Here is a 17,658-nt window from a genome sequence, read left to right on the forward strand (position 1 = left end):
TTCTATATTATACAAAATTGATCTTATCCAATCTCAATACCATTATCTACCGTTTCGTCAGGCGTTACAAAAGATAATTTTCCGTCCGGTTTTGTGGTTAAAAGCAACATTCCCTGAGATTCGATTCCTCTGATTTTTCTCGGAGCAAGATTTAATAAAATCATTACCTGCTTTCCAATCACTTCTTCTGGAGTAAAGCTTTCTGCAATTCCTGAAACTACCGTTCTTATATCCACTCCGGTATCTACTTTCAGTTTTAACAATTTATCTGCTTTTTCTACTTTTTCAGCTTCTAAAATGGTTGCAGTTCTTAAGTCGATTTTTGTAAAATCATCAAAAGTGATTTCGTCTTTCATAGGATTGGCGTTTGGGTTTGTTTTTTTATTGTTTTGTTTGGTGTCTTCCAGTTTTTGGATTTGAGCTTCGATAACATCGTCTTCAATTTTTGAGAAAAGAAGAGAGGCTTCGTTGATTTTGTGACCAGTTTCAATTAAAACAGATTTAGTTTCAACGTCTTTCCAATCTGATTTTTGAACATTAAATAGAGTCAATAATTTTTCAGAACTGAAAGGCATAAAAGGTTCACATAATTGAGCTAAAGCAACAGCAATCTGAGCGCCTACAAATAGAGAATGCGCCGCTTTTTCAGGATGGTCTTTAATGGTTTTCCAAGGTTCTTCTGTCTGAAGATACTGGTTTCCGAAACGTGCTAAATTCATTAAAGCTGTTAAAGAATTTCTGAATTCGTAGTTTTCCAGAAAACCTGAAATTTCTTTTGCAGCTTTATTGATTTCTGCTAATTCAGGAGTATTTACATCACCTTGAGGAACAACTCCATCATAATATTTATGAATTAAAACTGCCACTCTGTTGATGAAGTTTCCGAAAATCCCAACCAATTCTGAATTATTTTTGGTCTGAAAATCCTTCCACGTAAAGTTATTATCTTTTGTTTCCGGAGCCGATGAAAGAAGAGCATATCTCAATACATCCTGTTGTCCGGGGAAATCTTCCACATATTCGTGCGCCCAAACCGCCCAGTTTCTTGAAGTTGAGATTTTATCGTTTTCAAGATTCAGAAATTCAAAAGCAGGGACATTTTTTGGCATATTAAAATCGCCGTGAGCTTTCATCATCGCAGGGAAAATAATACAGTGAAACACAATATTATCTTTTCCGATAAAGTGAACCAAATCAGATTCTTCGCTTTGCCAGTAATCTTTCCAGTCTTTTCCGTTTTTCTCAGCCCATTCTTTCGTGAAAGAAATATAACCGATCGGTGCATCAAACCAAACGTAAAGTACTTTCCCTTCAGCATTCGGAAGCGGAACAGGAACACCCCAATTCAAATCTCTGGTCATTGCACGAGGTTTCAAACCGTCATTCAACCAGGATTTTACCTGTCCGTAGACATTCGGCTTCCAGTCGTCTTTATGACCTTCAATGATCCATTCGTTTAGGAAATCTTCGTATTCATTTAATGGTAAATACCAGTTTTTTGTTTCTTTTAAAATAGGAACATTGCCGCTCAACATTGATTTTGGATTGATCAATTCGGATGGTGAAAGGGTAGAACCGCATTTTTCACACTGATCTCCGTACGCATTTTCATTACCACAATTCGGGCAGGTTCCTACAATATACCGGTCTGCTAAGAATTCTCCCGCCTGTTCGTCAAAATACTGCTCAGACATTTCTTCTGTAAACTTCCCTTTTTCGTAAAGAACTTTAAAAAAATCCTGACTTGTTATACGGTGATTTGATGATGTTGTTCTTGAATACTCGTCAAAAGAAATTCCCAAATCTGAGAACGATTTTTTGATGATTTCGTGGTATTTATCAACAATATCCTGCGGCGTAACGCCTTCTTTTTTAGCTCTTATGGTAATAGGGATTCCGTGTTCATCGCTTCCGCAGATAAACGCCACATCTTTCCCTGATCTTCTCTGAAATCTCGCATAAACATCTGCAGGAATATAAACTCCCGCCAAATGCCCAATATGAACCGGTCCGTTTGCATAAGGCAAAGCTGCCGTAATCATCTTTCTGTTTGACATTTATAGTATAGTTTTAAGTCTGCAAAGATAAGGTAAATCTTCAAAATTATCTCAATATGAATATTATGAAACAAAATAGGTCTAATTAGTTAATTAATATGATAATAAGTTAAACAAATGTTTAACTTATTGTTAATTTACAAACCATGTTATGTTATGCATATTTTCATTAAATAATTTGTTATCAGTAAATTAAATAAAATTACTTGTTTAATATACATAATTTTATGTTAAATTAAAATAAAATTATGATAATTATAATTTTTTTATAAATTGCACCAAAGCTTAAAGCTAAAGAAAAATAAAGAAACTATATAAAATATAATATTGTGAAAAATTTTACAACGGTGTTAAAAATTGCGCCGGCATTTTTATTGGCAAGCTCAATATTGCAGGCACAAACACAAGACTCTCTTACAAAAGAAAAGGCTATTGAAGAAGTTGTTTTAGTGGGTTTTGGAGCTAAGAAGAAAACAGATCTTACAGGATCAGTGACTGCTGTAACTGAGAAAGATTTTAACAAAGGTGCAATTGTCTCCGCTGATCAACTGATACAGGGGAAGGCTCCAGGAGTTAGGATAACAAATAACGGAGGTTCACCAGATTCTAATCCAAATATAAGAATTAGAGGAGGATCATCTCTAAGTGCATCTAATAACCCTTTGATTGTTATCGACGGAATTCCTCTTGATGCTACTAATCCAGCAGGAATACAAAACCCTTTAGCTTTAGTAAATCCAAATGATATAGAATCATTTTCAATTCTGAAAGATGCTTCCGCTACAGCAATTTACGGTGCGAGAGCTTCTAATGGTGTAATTTTGATTAAAACGAAATCAGGCGGCGGAAAATTAAAAATGAGTTTCAACACCAATGTTTCTGTTGGAAAAGTTTCAAAATACATTGATGTAATGGACTCTGACCAGTTCGTAGATTTTGTTAAAAACTATTTTCCAAATGATGTATGGAAGCTTGGTGTTGGTGGAGATATCAACAACCCGACTGTCATGGGAAAAGTTTATGACACCAACTGGCAGGATGTAGTTTACAGAACTTCAGTATCTACAGATAACAACTTTAGTGCCTCTGGAAATCTCTTTAATAGATTACCTGTAAGATTATCTTTAGGATATAACAGGACAGAAGGGGTAGTGAGAAATGATGATTTAGAAAGATATTCTGCAACCTTAAGACTTACACCAACATTTTTTGATAAACACCTAAAAGTAGATATTAATGCAAAAGGGTTTAAAGTAGACAAACAGACTGTAGATGCTGGTGGTGCAATAGGAAGTGCATTATCAAGAAATCCAACATTACCAGTATATAGTAGTGATGTTTGGGGCATGAATGGACCTAACTATTTTGGAGGATATTATCAAAATTATTACATTGGAACAAATGGACGTTACAATTTAACAACTGATTCTAATCCTCTTGGTCTACTTGAGCAGAGATTTAGACCAGAAAACACAATGCGTTTTTTAGGAAATGTTGAGTTGGATTATAAATTTCACTTTTTACCAGACTTAAGAGCGGTTGTCAATATGGGTATTGAATCTTCAAGAACTAAAATTCGTGAAACTTATGCACCTAATGCCCGTAATTCAGTAATCAATTTAGTATACAATTCTTTGGATGATATCTTATATAATCCAGGCTTGGGATATGCGGAAAACCAGTTTACTAATAATAGAAACTTGGATGCATATTTAGTTTATAACAGAAAAATTAATGACTTTTTTACTAATTTTTTAATTCAGGGAGGTTATACTTATCAGGATTTTAGATATGATGGAAATAAAGAGCAATTCTACGCAGATCCAAGCGGTTCCGGAATTAGAATTCCGCAACCAAACAGAGCTAATCCTACATTTGGATATTTTAATCACCTGAATTTACAGTCTTTCTTTGCAAGGACTAATGTAGATATTAAAAACAGATATTTGTTTACTGCATCTTTCAGAGCAGATGCATCTTCTCTATTTAATGGCTTTGACAACCAGTGGGGATATTTTCCTTCTGCAGCAGTTGCATGGAAAATGCAGGAAGAGGAATTTCTTAGAAACTCATCTGTTGTTAAAGAACTTAAGCTAAGATTAGGATGGGGGCAGACAGGTCAGCAAGATATAACTCAGATTTCTGGAGGTTTTTATCCTTCAAGACCTTTATTTTCTTTAGGCTCTGAAACTGCTCAATACCTTCCTGGTTTTAACATTTATAATGCTTTGCCTTTTAATCAAAATCTGAAATGGGAAACAACGACAAGCTGGAATGCAGGTGTAGATTTCAGCCTATTCAGAAATAATTTAATTTCAGGAAGCATTGATTTTTATGATAGAAAATCTACCGATCTATTACTGAAAGCTCCACTACCACCTGGACAAGGTCTTACTAATGAATTTTCGGATAATGTTGGATCTTTAAGAAATCGTGGGGTAGAAATGAATCTTAATGTAAATCCAATTAAAAATGAAAATCTAAACTGGAATATTTTTGGTAATTTTTCCTATAATAAAGGAGAAATTTTAGAACTGAAATATTATGACAGAATTTCTGCAGGAGGAGATCTTCCAGTAGGAACAGGCGTAAAAGTTGCATATAATGTTGTTGGTTTACAGCCATATTCAGCCTGGGTGTTCCAACAGGTTTATGATGCGTCAGGTAACCCTATTGCAGATTCTTTTGTAGACAGAAATGGTGATGGAATTATCACTAACGAAGATCGTTATGATGCTCAAATGATTCCTAATTTTACTTATGGATTTGGAACATCATTAACGTACAAAAATTGGGATTTCACTGCTAACCTGAGGGGACAGATTGGCGGTAAAGTGTATGATGGAAGACATGTTGCGCAAGGTTTTGTTAATCAGACCAAGCCGTCAAACTCAGAACATTTAAATAATACTCTTGATTTCTCAAACAATCAGTATTCTATAAATCTTGTTCAGCCAACTGACAATATGTTTTTCTCAGATTATTTCTTGCATGATGCTTCATTTCTGAGAATGGATAATGTTACTTTAGGTTATAAAATTGACAAAATATTTGGCAACAAACTAGATTTAAGAATTTACGGATCAGTAAACAATGCTTTTATTATTACTAATTATAAAGGACAAGATCCTGAGAATTTTGGAGGAATTGATAGTAATTTTTATCCAAGACCAAGAATTTATACTTTAGGCTTTAACTTTAATTTTTAATTGATTTAAAATGAAAAAAACAAAAATATATAGCATATTAGCAATAGCAGGATTATTTCTTGCATCTTGTACCAATGATCTGGTAACTGAACCTAAATATGAACTGACTTTAGAAGAGTTATTGGTAAGAGATCCTAATGCCGTAGAAGGATTACTATCCAGAATGTATTCCACATTTGCACTCTCCAGTGTTTCAGGTCCGGGAGATTCTGATATCGCAGGAGCTAATGCTGGAGAATCACCTTTTATCAGGGGGCTTGTAAATCTTAATGATTTTACGGCTGATGGAATGAAAAATAGGTGGGGAGATAACGGATTAGACCAGTTAACGACAACAACAGGATGGAATTCTAATAATAAATTTTTTAAATATGTATACGACAGAATTTATTATACTATTCCTCAAACTACTAATCTCATTATTATTTTGAAAGAAAAAGTAGACGTTCCAAATGAAGACCAGTATATTAGTGAACTAAGGTTTTTAAGAGCATTATCATATTATTATTTAATTGATTTTTTTGGAAAAGGCCCATTAGTCAATGATGAAAATTATGGTACTCCTAACCCTATTCCTGAAGCTTCAAGGGCTGAACTATTTGCATTTGTAGAAACCGAACTTAAAGATATCGAATCGAAGATTGCTCCTTCAAATAGCTACGGTAGAGCAAATCAGGCTGTAGTTCAGATGTTATTAGCTAAATTATATCTTAATGCTGAGGTCTACACCGGATCCGCAAAGTATAGTGAGGCTGCAACTTATGCTACAAAAGTAATTACAAGTGGTATATATCAGTTAGAGTCTAATTTCGCAAAAAATTTCCGAGCTGATAATAATACTTCCAAAGAAATTATTTTCCCTTTGATTGCTGATGCTAGCAATTCTCAAAGCTTTGGTAATACTACCTATATTGTGAATGGAAATCTGAACTCAGCTACTATGACTTTAGATACATATGGAGCAACAGAAGGCTGGGGTGGACACCGTGCAACAAAAGGATGGTATGGACTTTTTGCACCCAATGCAGCAGCACTTGCAGCAAGTACAGATGTTAGAGCAAAGCAATTTTGGTTAACAGGCCACAATTATGAAATGGCTGACTATAAAGAGTGGACCGATGGTTATCCTTCAATAAAATTTTCTAATAAGAATTCAGATGGTTCTGGTGCCGTAACATCTTTTTCATCTACTGACTTTCCTCTTTTCAGATTAGCAGATGCCTATCTTATATATGCTGAGTGTGCTTTGAGAGGCGCTTCTACAGCCAATGTAGCACAGGGTCTTACCTATGTTAATCAAATTCGCACAAGATCAAATGCTTCTTCTCTTCCTGCACTTACTTTACAAAACGTATTGGATGAAAGAGGTAGAGAGTTAGGTCTTGAGGGTGTCAGAAGACAGGATTTAATAAGATTCGGAAGATTTACCGGCGCAACTTATCTTTGGCCTTGGAAAGGAGGCGTAGCAAACGGAACATCTATATCAGATAATTATAAGCTTTTCCCAATTCCAGCTTCTGCAATTCAGGCAAATCCTAATCTAACTCAAAATCCAGGGTATTAATTTTTAAATTGATAAAAAATGAAAAAGATAATTAATATATTACTAACTTCAATGCTGTTTTTATTTATTTTCTCGTGTGTAGAGGAAGATGATAAAATAGTTTTAAATGAAGTTTCAGAAGGAAATATTTCTGCTGATAAAAGCACTTTGGTTCTTAATAACGCTACACCAGAAATGGAAGCGATAAAGTTTTCATATAAAATTCCTACTTTTGATGTTTTGGTTGTTCCTCAATATTCAATTGAAATAGCATTGAAAGGCACAAATTTCAATAATTCTCAGTCTATATCGACAACAAAAGATCCAGCTACATTAACTCTTACACACAAAATCTTTAACGAACGATTAGTAGCTTTAGGAGCAAAACCAGGAGAAGAGACTGATATAGAAGTAAGGTTGAGAACATTTTTTAATCAGAATGCAAATTATTATTCTAATGTGCTTTCGTTAAAAGTAACACCTTTTGTTGATCTGAAAAATCTATATCTTGTTGGCGATGCTACAGAAGCAGGATGGAATAACAACAACAACAACCCTGTACTTTTTAGAGACCCGGTTAATGTTAACAAATTTCACTTCAGAGGATATTTTGCTGCCGGAGCATTTAAAGTATTAGAAAAACTTGGTGAATGGCATCCACAATGGGGAGTAAATGGCAGTGTAGTTTCAGTTAGCAATCCTAATGGATCCAACGAGCCGGGAGCATTTAGTGTTCCTTCTGCTGGATACTACAGTTTCGAAATTGATATTAACTTGAAAACATTCACTTTAACCCCTTCTACATCTGGTAATGTCTATACAACTATAGGTATTATTGGTTCTTCAACACCTGACGGATGGAACAGTGATCAGGATATGGTTACATCATCTTTTAATCCTCATATTTGGAAGATAAGTAACATTTCATTTACTGTTGGGGAAGCAAAATTTAGAGCTAATAATGATTGGGGAACTAACTGGGGAAGCAATACTCCTTTTTCGGGAATTGCAACATCTGGCGGTGCTAATATACCTGTAAATGAAGCAGGTAATTATGACGTCTATTTCAATGATTTAGATGGAAGATATATTTTTGTTAAGAAATAATAATAATGGATTTCAAATAGCAAAGTGTTGCTTTTCAGCAGCACTTTGTTTATTTTTATACGTTTATAAATAATCATTATGAAGAAAATTACAATGGGAGCAGCTTTGTTCTCCATGATGTTTGCCGGTATCAATGCACAATCCCTCAAATCTCCTGACGGGAAATTTGAAATGAACTTCCAGCTAAAACAGGGGGTTCCATACTATAATCTTAAATACAATGGAAATATTGTTGTAGAAGATTCTAAATTAGGATTAAGAATTTTTAAAGACAAAGCCATAAAATTTGCTTCTGAAATTGCAAAGCCTGAAGATGCTAAGTTCGATTTAAATAGCGGATTTACAAAAATTGCGGAAAAAAGAGATGCCAAAAATGAAACCTGGCAGCCTGTATTAGGCGAAAAGAAAAATTACATCAATCATTATAACGAGTTGGCCCTTACTCTTAATCAGGCTTCTACAGAGAGAAGTATTGTTGTTAAATTCAGATTATTTAATGACGGATTAGGTTTCAGATATGAATTTCCTCAGCAGAAAAATTTAAACTACTTCGTCATTAGAGAAGAAGACTCTGAAATAGATCTGACTTCTGATATGAAAGCATGGTGGATGGTTGCAGATTATGATTCGCAGGAATATAAATATCAGGAAACAAAAATTTCTGAAATTCCTTCAAAATGGGTAGGTGCAGCAGATGCAAATGCTTCCCAGACGTTAATAAAAAATGCAGTGCAGTCTCCTTTAATGTTGAAAAAAGAAGGTAAAGAACCTTTATACATCAATATTGCTGAAGCGGCAGTGTTAGATTATCCAGCCTCTCATTTAGAAGTTGATGCTCAGAATTATAAATTTAAAACTCACCTTACTGCAGACAGACAGGGAGCTAAAGGATATATTCAGACTCCAATGGTTACACCATGGAGAACCATTATTGTTTCTCCAAAAGCAGAAGAAGTAATGGCTTCTAAAATGCTTTTTAATCTTAATGAATCCACAAAATATACGGATACTTCTTATATTCATCCTACAAAATACATGGGAGTATGGTGGGAAATGATTATTGGTAAATCTCAATGGGCGTACGGACAACCGGAATCTAATGTTCGAATTGGCGAAACTGATTTTGCAAAATTGACTCCCAACGGAAAACATGCTGCTAATAATACCAAAGTGAAAGAATATATTGATTTCGCTGCTGAAAACGGTTTCGACGGATTACTGATAGAAGGCTGGAATATAGGCTGGGAAGACTGGTTTGGAAATTCAAAAGAATTTGTATTCGATTTTATTACTCCATATCCTGATTTTGACATTAAAATGCTGAATGACTATGCACACTCTAAAGGTATCAAACTCATCATGCATCACGAAACTTCAGGTTCAGCAACAAACTATGAAAGATGGGCAGACAAAGCTTTTCAGCTGATGAATAAATACGGGTATGATGCGGTGAAAACCGGATATGTAGGAGATATTATTCCAAGAGGAGAACATCATTATTCTCAATGGACGATCAATCATTTTTACAGAATTGCTGAGAAAGCAAATGAGTATAAAATTATGATAAACTCCCATGAATCGGTTCGTCCGACTGGGGAGAGCAGAACCTATCCAAACTATATTTCGGCTGAAGCTGCGAGAGGAACCGAATATGAAGCCTTTGGCGGGAACAATCCTGATCACCAGACGATTCTTCCGTTTACACGATGGATGGGAGGTTCTATGGATTACACGCCCGGAATTTTCCAGACAAAATTAGACTATTATTTCCCTGGAGACACAAGATTTGTCAAAACGACATTAGCAAAGCAGTTAGCACTATATGTAACTATGTATATGCCGCTTCAGATGGCTGCAGATTTACCTGAAAATTATAAGAAGCACATGGACGCTTTCCAGTTTATCAAAGATGTGGCGGCAGATTGGGATGATACGAAAATTTTATCGGCAGAACCGGGAGATTATATCGTTACGGCAAGAAAAGCAAAAGGAACGGAAAATTGGTTTGTAGGTGGAATTACCGATGAAAATAAACGTGATTACACGGTAGATTTCTCATTCCTGAACAAAGGTCAGAAATATGAAGCTACGATTTACGAAGATGGAAAAAATGCAGACTATATCGACAATCCTCAAAGCTATAACATCTACAAAAAAGAGATCACCAGCAAATCTAAAATCAATTTTAAAATGGTACGAAGCGGAGGTTTTGCCATCTCTATCAAACCTGTAAAATAATTTTTTTGATTAAATAACAACCAAAACCTTATGGGATTTCCTGTAAGGTTTTTTAATCCGAATTTTATATGAAGAAAATATATGCAGTTTTTGCACTTTCAGCAGCAGCATTTGCTTTTTCCCAAAAACCTTTAGATAAAGTAGAACCTGCATTCTGGTGGAAAGGAATGAAAAACCCGGAACTTCAGATTCTTGTGTACGGAAAAGATATTGCGAAAAACGAAATTGAACTTTCAGACGGAGTTCAGATCAAGGATATCCAGAAAGTAGAAAATCCGAACTATGTTTTTGTAACCGTTAATACCAATGAAATTAACGTTCCGAAATTTAGCATTAACATAAAAAACGGAAAGAAAAATGTCGGTTCTTACACCTATGAACTGAAGCAGAGAAATCCAAATTCAGCAGACAGAGAATCTTATTCTTCCAAAGACGTGATGTATCTCATCATGCCTGATCGTTTCGCAAATGGCGATGAGAAAAATGATTCCAGTCCCAATTTAACGGAAAAAGTAAACAGAAATCTTCCTAACGGCAGACACGGCGGAGATCTGCGCGGAATTATCAACAACTTGGATTATATTCAGAATCTTGGAGCAACCGCTGTCTGGCTTACTCCCGTTAATGAAGATAACGAAAAAGTGTATTCTTACCACGGATATGCACAGACAGATTTATACAAGATCGACGAACGTTACGGGACCAACGAAGAGTATAAAGAACTTTCCCAAAAGCTGAATCAGAGAAAAATGAAGCTTGTGATGGATTATGTAACCAATCATTGGGGAGTTTCGCACTGGATGATCAAAGATTTACCCACAAAAGACTGGATTCACTGGTTCAGTGATGGCGAAAATGGTTTCAAACGTTCCAATTATAAGACAACCACTCAGTTTGATACAAATGCTTCTGAAGTGGATAAAAAATTAGCCTTAGACGGATGGTTTGATACAACAATGCCCGATATTAATCAGAAAAATCCTTTGGTTTTAAAATATTTAACACAGAATGCAATCTGGTGGATCGAATATGCAGAACTGGGAGGTTTCCGTGTAGACACTTATCCTTACAACGACAAAGAAGCGATGGCAAAATGGGCAAAAGCGATTACTGATGAATATCCGAACTTCAATATTGTAGGAGAGGCATGGCTGTATTCCAGTGCGCATATTGCGGCGTGGCAGAAAGATTCAAAAATAGGAGAGGCGGCAAATTATAATTCAAACCTTCCTTCTGTAATGGATTTTACGCTGTATTCTGATCTGCCAAAAGCTTTGAAAGAAAAAGACGGTTGGGATTCCGGGATGGTAAAATTATATAATGTATTTACCAGCGATTTTCTGTACCCGAACATCAACAATCTTTTGGTGTTTTTCGAAAACCATGATACGGAAAGATTTAACGAAATCTTCAATGGAAATTCGGCGGATTATAAACTGGCAATGACCTTAATATCGACAGTTCGCGGAATTCCACAGCTGTATTACGGTTCTGAAGTGGGAATGCGTGGCGACAAAAACAAAGGGGGCGATGCAGATATCAGAAGAGATTTTCCGGGCGGCTGGAAATCAGATAAGATCAATGCTTTCAATCCTTCAACCCAAACTCCTGAACAAAAAGAATTTTACGATTTTACCCAGAAGTTGCTGAACTGGAGAAAAGGCAAAGAAGTCATTCATACAGGAAAAACAAAGAATTTTGTTCCGCAGAATAATGTTTTTGTGTATTTTAGATATAATGAAAAAGAAAGCGTAATGGTCATTTTAAATAATAATGATTCGGAACAAACGATCGACGTGAAGCATTTCGCAGAATCCCTGAACGGTTTTTCAAAAGGGAAAGACATCATTTCCGGCAAAGAATTTTCGGTAAAGGATCAATTTAAAATTCCTGCAAAATCATCGATGGTTATTGAATTGAATTAAAACTAAGTTTCACAAATCTTTGTGATTTTACTAAGTGAAACTCCTTTGCGAATTTAAAAACAATTACTAGTTAAAAATAAAAACTTTGCGCTCTTTGCGTAAAAAAATAAAATTAAAGGTTTATTTAAACATGAAAAAAACTACAATATTATTTACCTTCATCCTATTTGTATTGGGTTTTACAGCCCTTTCTGCTCAGTCAAAATTAGATAAAGAAAAAGCAGAAATCGGAACCATGCTCGACGGATTCAATGTAGCAGCAGCAAAAGCAGATTTTACCACCTATTTTAATTATTTTGCCGACGAATCTGTTTTTATAGGGACAGATGCTACAGAAGTCTGGGACAAAAAAGCTTTTATGGTTTGGGCAAAACCGTATTTCGATAAAAAGAAAACATGGAATTTTACTTCTCTGAAAAGAAATATTTACTTCAGCAAAGACGGAAAACTGGCTTGGTTTGATGAATTATTGGATACCCAAATGAAAATCTGCCGTGGTTCAGGAGTCGTTGAAAAAATCAACGGAGAATGGAAAATAAAGCAATATGTACTTTCTGTAACTGTTCCGAATGAAGTAATAGATAAAATAGTAGAAGTAAAAACACCGATTGAAGATCTATTAATGAAGGAAATGACCATTAAAAAATGATGAAAAAAACAAAACCAAACTTATCCATGCTTCAAATTATTAATATGAGCATGGGATTTCTCGGAATCCAGATGGCTTTTGGTCTGCAAAACGGAAATGCAAGCCGGATTTTGGCAAATTTCGGAGCCGATGTTCACGAATTATCATGGTTTTGGCTGGTTGCGCCGGTTACAGGTTTGATTGTTCAGCCCATTATTGGTCATATGGGAGATAATACATGGAGTCCGCTTGGAAGAAGAAAACCATATTTTTTAATTGGTGCAGTTTTATGCGCCATCGGATTGGTAATGCTTCCTAATGCAGCTTCTGCCACACAGATGATGGCAGCAAATGTCTTGTTGATCGCTGTTATTTTCTTAGCAATGATGGATGCGTCCATTAATGTGGCAATGGAGCCTTTCCGTGCTTTGGTAGGAGATATGCTGCCAAAACATCAGGCGACGATAGGCTTTTCAGTTCAGACGATTTTGATAGGAATCGGAGCTGTTATTGGTTCAGATTTACCAAACTGGCTTACCAAATTAGGAATTTCTAATGAAGCCCCGAAAGGATTTGTTGCAGATAATGTCATCTATTCTTTTTACATCGGAGCGGCCGTACTTATTGTATCAATTTTATATACAATCATTACGACCAAAGAATATTCTCCTGAAGAATTTGCTTCATTTGAAGGCGGAAAGGAAATTGTAGAAGAAAAATCTAAAATGTCAGATATTTTCAAGGATTTTGCCAATGTGCCGTCCCAGATGAAAAAACTGGGCGTGGTGCAGTTCTTCTCGTGGTTTGCCTTATTTACGATGTGGGTTTTTACAACCAGTGCTTTGGCAACCCATCATTTCGGTCTTTCTCCTGAAGATACACATTCAGCGGAATTTAATAAAGCGGGAGATTTAACGGGAAGTCTTTTTGGAAGTTATAATTTCTATGCTATTTTCTTTGCTTTTGCGCTGACTCCGATTGCCAAATTTATCGGTAAAAAGCAGACTCACGCTTTAGCTTTGGCAAGTGGAGGATTAGGATTGATTTCGATGTATTTTATTAAAGATATAGGTTACCTCTGGATTTCCATGGTAGGATTAGGCTTTGCGTGGGCAAGTATTCTGGCAATGCCTTATGCCATGCTTATTGATTCTATTCCACAGAAAAAAATGGGCGTTTACATGGGAATTTTCAACTTTTTTATTGTAATTCCACAAATCATAAACGGTATATTCGGAGGTCCGATTGTAAGTGGTGTTTTTGGTAAAATGGCAATTGATTATATCATTGTCGGAGGTATCTGCATGTTGTTGGGAGCAGTTTTGACGATGATTCTAGTTAAATCCGGAGGTGATACGCCGAAAGAAATTGAGGAAGAGATTCAACAGGTACATTTTTAATAATATTTAAAATTTTCTCATATAAAGCGGACTTATTGTTCGCTTTTTTATTTTCTACAGATAACATTTTTGAATTTGTTTAATCAAATACCTTCAAAGCTTTCTTATCTTACGTCAACATTTTCAGGACTTGCAAGATCTACATTTGTATTGTAATTAATGATAACAATAAACAACAATTAAATAATAATAAAAGATATGAAAACAGTTTATCACAAAGCAGATACAAGAGGTCATGCCAATCACGGATGGTTAAATTCTTATCACACATTCAGTTTTGCAGGATATCAAAACCAGGAAAGAATGAATTTTGGAGTTTTAAGGGTTTTAAATGATGATACCGTTTCTCAGGGAATGGGTTTCGGAACACATCCCCATAGAGACATGGAAATTATTTCTATTCCGTTGGAAGGAGATCTGGAGCATAAAGATTCTATGGGAACAACTGCAGTTATTAAAAAAGGTGAGATTCAGGTAATGAGTGCCGGAACAGGAGTTCAGCATAGCGAATACAACAAAAATAAAGATGAACCTGTTAAATTTTTACAAATCTGGGTTTTCCCCAGAGAAATTGGCGTTGAACCGAGATATGACCAGCAAAACATTAAAAGTGAAGAAAAGATCAATGACTTCCAGCAGATTCTCTCACCCGATAAAAATGATGCCGGAGTTTGGATACATCAGGATGCATGGTTTAATTTAGCTAATTTCAAAAATGGAAATTCAAAAGATTACCAACTGAATAAAAACGGAAACGGAGTCTATGCATTTGTTCTTAGCGGAACTGCAAAAATAGGTGATCAGATTTTAAACAGCAGGGACGGGCTGGGAATTTGGGATACTCAGAGTTTTAATGTTGAAGCACTTGAAGATGCAGAAATTCTTTTAATGGAAGTTCCAATGGAATTACCGGCGTATCTTAAATAAACCCTAATTTTGAACCACAAAAATTCCCATCCTTCGGAGGGGTGGCGAAAAATTATTGATTTTTTGACAGGATGGTTGCATAAAAAACCAATATATAAAACATATTAAAAATATACAATTAAAATAAATGAAAATTTTAGCAATAGCAGGAAGCAATTCCGATACATCAATCAACAAAATGCTGGTTACTTACGCAGCTTCATTAATTCCAAACGCAGAAGTGGAAATTGTAGATATGAATGCCTTTGAAATGCCGATCTACAAGCATCAGCGTGAAGTAGAAAGCGGAGTTCCGCAGGAAGCAAAAAACTTTGCAGAGAAAATTGACGCATCAGACATACTTTTGGTATCTTTATCTGAACACAACGGAACCTATTCTTCAGCATTCAAAAATGTGCTCGACTGGACTTCGAGAATCAAAGAAAGAGCAGTCTGGAATGAGAAGCCGATGCTGCTAATGGCAACAGCTCCTGGTGGAAGAGGAGGTCTGGGAGTTCTGGAAGCAGCCGAAAAGCGTTTTCCACTTCACGGAGGAAATATTGTAGAAACTTTTTCACTTCCCTTTTTTAATGATAATTTCAACAGAGATAGTCTAAGTATTTCTAATGAAGAGAAAAACAATGAGTTAAAAGAGAAAATGAGCAAAATTGCTGCGTTAGAATCAATACTCGAAAAATAGATTTGAAATTTAACGGAAAATTAATATCTTTGCAAAAAGAAAAAAATGAAGATTCAGTCCACTTTTAATCAATGTTTTTCAAAATATGGAAAAACTGTGGACTCTGAAACTTTCAGATAAAACATCAGCCGATAATCGACCAAGATTGTCGGCTTTTTTATTTTCTTTAAAAGGACAAAAGTAAATGTAAAAAGATAAAGATAACAGTCTGTAATCTGAAATCTTGCATCTAAAATCTAATATAATAATGAGCAACACGTACAAATCAGCAGGAGTAGACAAAGAGGAAGGATACAAAACCGTTGACAAGATCAAAAAAGCGGTGGGCGAAACGCACAATGCAAATGTTTTGAATCATTTGGGAAGTTTCGGGGCATTCTATGAGATCGGAGGATACAAGAATCCGGTTTTGGTCTCAGGAACTGATGGAGTGGGAACAAAACTTAAAGTTGCGCTAGATTCAAAAAAATACGATTCTATCGGGGTAGACTGTTTCGCAATGTGCGCCAACGATATTCTTTGTCATGGCGCAAAACCATTGTTTTTCCTGGATTATCTTGCTTGTGGAAAACTCGACTCCGAAATTGCTGCTGAAATCGTTTTGGGAATGGTAGAAGCCTGTAAAGATAATAATTGTGCATTAATTGGTGGTGAAACTGCTGAAATGCCGGGAATGTACCAGCCTGGAGATTATGATGTTGCGGGATTCTGCGTAGGAATCGTTGAAAAAGACGAGATTATTGATGGTTCAAAAATCAAATCAGGAGATAAGATTATTGCTCTTCCAAGCTCAGGTTTCCATTCTAACGGATTCTCTCTGGTAAGAAAAGTTTTCCCGGATTTTAATGAAGAATTTGAAGGTAAACCTTTGTACGAAACACTTTTGGTTCCAACCAGATTATACTATAAAGATATTCATAAAATCCTTGAAGAAGTAGAAGTTTCAGGGATTGCACACATCACGGGAGGAGGTCTGTATGAAAACATTCCTAGAATCATAGCTGACGGACTTTGCGCATCAATTGATGCTTCAAAAATAAATATTCCGACGATCATGCTGGAATTGGAAAAAAGAGGGGGAGTTGCCCGTGAAGAAATGTTCGGAACATTCAACATGGGGGTCGGAATGATTGTCGTAATGGATGCAGAGCACTCCGAAAAAGTATTGCATCTTTTAGACGATGCTTATGAAATCGGAGAAATTACAGAAGGAAGCGAAAAAATCGATTTGAAATTCTAAAGGACATCAGATTTAAGATCTCAGATCTCAGACTTTTATTCTGAAATCTACTATCTGAAATCTATTATCTAAATTAATGAAAAACTTAGTCATACTCGTTTCAGGTTCAGGAACCAATCTTCAGAGAATTATTGATACTATTGATAATGGAGAAATCCGGAATGCAAAAGTATCATTAGTGATTGCTGACAGAGAATGTTACGGACTGGAAAGAGCGAAAAACCATAACATAGAAAATGTTCTCATTCCAAGAGGAAAAAACTTCAGTAAAGAATTGGCTGAAAAAATTCCTCAGAATACAGACTTAATCGTTTTAGCAGGATTTTTATCCATTCTGAAACCTGAATTCTGTGAAAAATGGAGCGGAAAAATAATCAATATTCATCCGGCTCTGCTTCCGAAATTCGGAGGAAAAGGAATGTGGGGACATCATGTTCACAATGCCGTAATTGAAGCAAAAGAAAGACAAAGCGGGGCAACCGTACATTTTGTAACGTCTGGAATTGATGAAGGAGAAGCCATTCTTCAGAAATCATTCGACATTACAGAAGATGATACCCCCGAAACCGTTGCGGAAAAAGTTCATTTGATAGAATATGAAATTTTTCCAATTGCGATAGACAAAGTACTTAATAATGTAACAATCTAATAATTTAACAATTTACCAATTAAATTGATTGTTACACTGTTAAACTGATACATTAC

Annotated in this window: 12 protein-coding genes; 11 read left to right on the top strand and 1 reads right to left on the bottom strand. The window is 35.6% G+C overall.

Annotated elements, in window-relative coordinates; translation table 11 throughout:
• Positions 1-23: 23 nt before the first annotated feature.
• Complete coding sequence (metG, locus tag AC0NBN_RS14065; protein WP_160812272.1) at positions 24-2,057, bottom strand: methionine--tRNA ligase; 2,034 nt, start codon at positions 2,055-2,057, stop codon at positions 24-26.
• 329 nt (positions 2,058-2,386) lie between these two features.
• Between metG and AC0NBN_RS14070 the strand changes: the two genes are divergently transcribed.
• The 11 genes from AC0NBN_RS14070 (at position 2,387) to purN (ending at position 17,602) form a co-directional block, all read left to right on the top strand.
• Positions 2,387-5,266, top strand: a complete 2,880-nt coding sequence (locus AC0NBN_RS14070; RefSeq protein WP_160812273.1) for a SusC/RagA family TonB-linked outer membrane protein — start codon at positions 2,387-2,389, stop codon at positions 5,264-5,266.
• Positions 5,267-5,276: 10 nt separating this feature from the next.
• Positions 5,277-6,830: a RagB/SusD family nutrient uptake outer membrane protein gene (locus AC0NBN_RS14075; RefSeq protein ID WP_160812274.1), complete on the top strand. Its 1,554-nt coding sequence runs from the start codon at positions 5,277-5,279 to the stop codon at positions 6,828-6,830.
• A gap of 18 nt (positions 6,831-6,848) precedes the next feature.
• A complete protein-coding gene (locus tag AC0NBN_RS14080) occupies positions 6,849-7,916 on the top strand; it encodes a SusE domain-containing protein (RefSeq protein ID WP_160812275.1) in 1,068 nt (355 codons plus the stop codon).
• Between the two features lie 78 nt (positions 7,917-7,994).
• Positions 7,995-10,154, top strand: coding sequence for a glycoside hydrolase family 97 protein (locus tag AC0NBN_RS14085; protein WP_160812276.1), 2,160 nt, complete (start codon positions 7,995-7,997; stop codon positions 10,152-10,154).
• A gap of 68 nt (positions 10,155-10,222) precedes the next feature.
• A complete protein-coding gene (locus AC0NBN_RS14090) occupies positions 10,223-12,079 on the top strand; it encodes a glycoside hydrolase family 13 protein (RefSeq protein ID WP_160812277.1) in 1,857 nt (618 codons plus the stop codon).
• 130 nt (positions 12,080-12,209) lie between these two features.
• On the top strand, positions 12,210-12,728 hold the full coding sequence (locus AC0NBN_RS14095; RefSeq protein ID WP_160812278.1) for a nuclear transport factor 2 family protein: 519 nt from the start codon (positions 12,210-12,212) through the stop codon (positions 12,726-12,728).
• The gene (locus AC0NBN_RS14100) at positions 12,725-14,107 is read left to right on the top strand and encodes an MFS transporter (RefSeq protein ID WP_160812279.1); all 1,383 of its coding nucleotides are present in this window, start codon (positions 12,725-12,727) and stop codon (positions 14,105-14,107) included. Before AC0NBN_RS14095 ends, AC0NBN_RS14100 begins: the two co-directional genes overlap by 4 nt.
• A 198-nt stretch (positions 14,108-14,305) precedes the next feature.
• Positions 14,306-15,034, top strand: a complete 729-nt coding sequence (locus AC0NBN_RS14105) for a pirin family protein (protein WP_160812280.1) — start codon at positions 14,306-14,308, stop codon at positions 15,032-15,034.
• Between the two features lie 127 nt (positions 15,035-15,161).
• Positions 15,162-15,713 (top strand): NAD(P)H-dependent oxidoreductase, encoded by a 552-nt coding sequence (locus AC0NBN_RS14110; RefSeq protein WP_160812281.1) that lies wholly within the window; start codon positions 15,162-15,164, stop codon positions 15,711-15,713.
• 247 nt (positions 15,714-15,960) lie between these two features.
• Entirely contained in the window at positions 15,961-16,953 is a 993-nt protein-coding gene (gene purM, locus AC0NBN_RS14115; protein ID WP_160812282.1) for a phosphoribosylformylglycinamidine cyclo-ligase, read from the top strand.
• A 76-nt stretch (positions 16,954-17,029) separates the two neighbouring features.
• A complete protein-coding gene (gene purN, locus AC0NBN_RS14120) occupies positions 17,030-17,602 on the top strand; it encodes a phosphoribosylglycinamide formyltransferase (protein WP_143885004.1) in 573 nt (190 codons plus the stop codon).
• Positions 17,603-17,658: the final 56 nt, after the last annotated feature.

It is taken from the genome of Chryseobacterium sp. L12 (assembly GCF_056133985.1).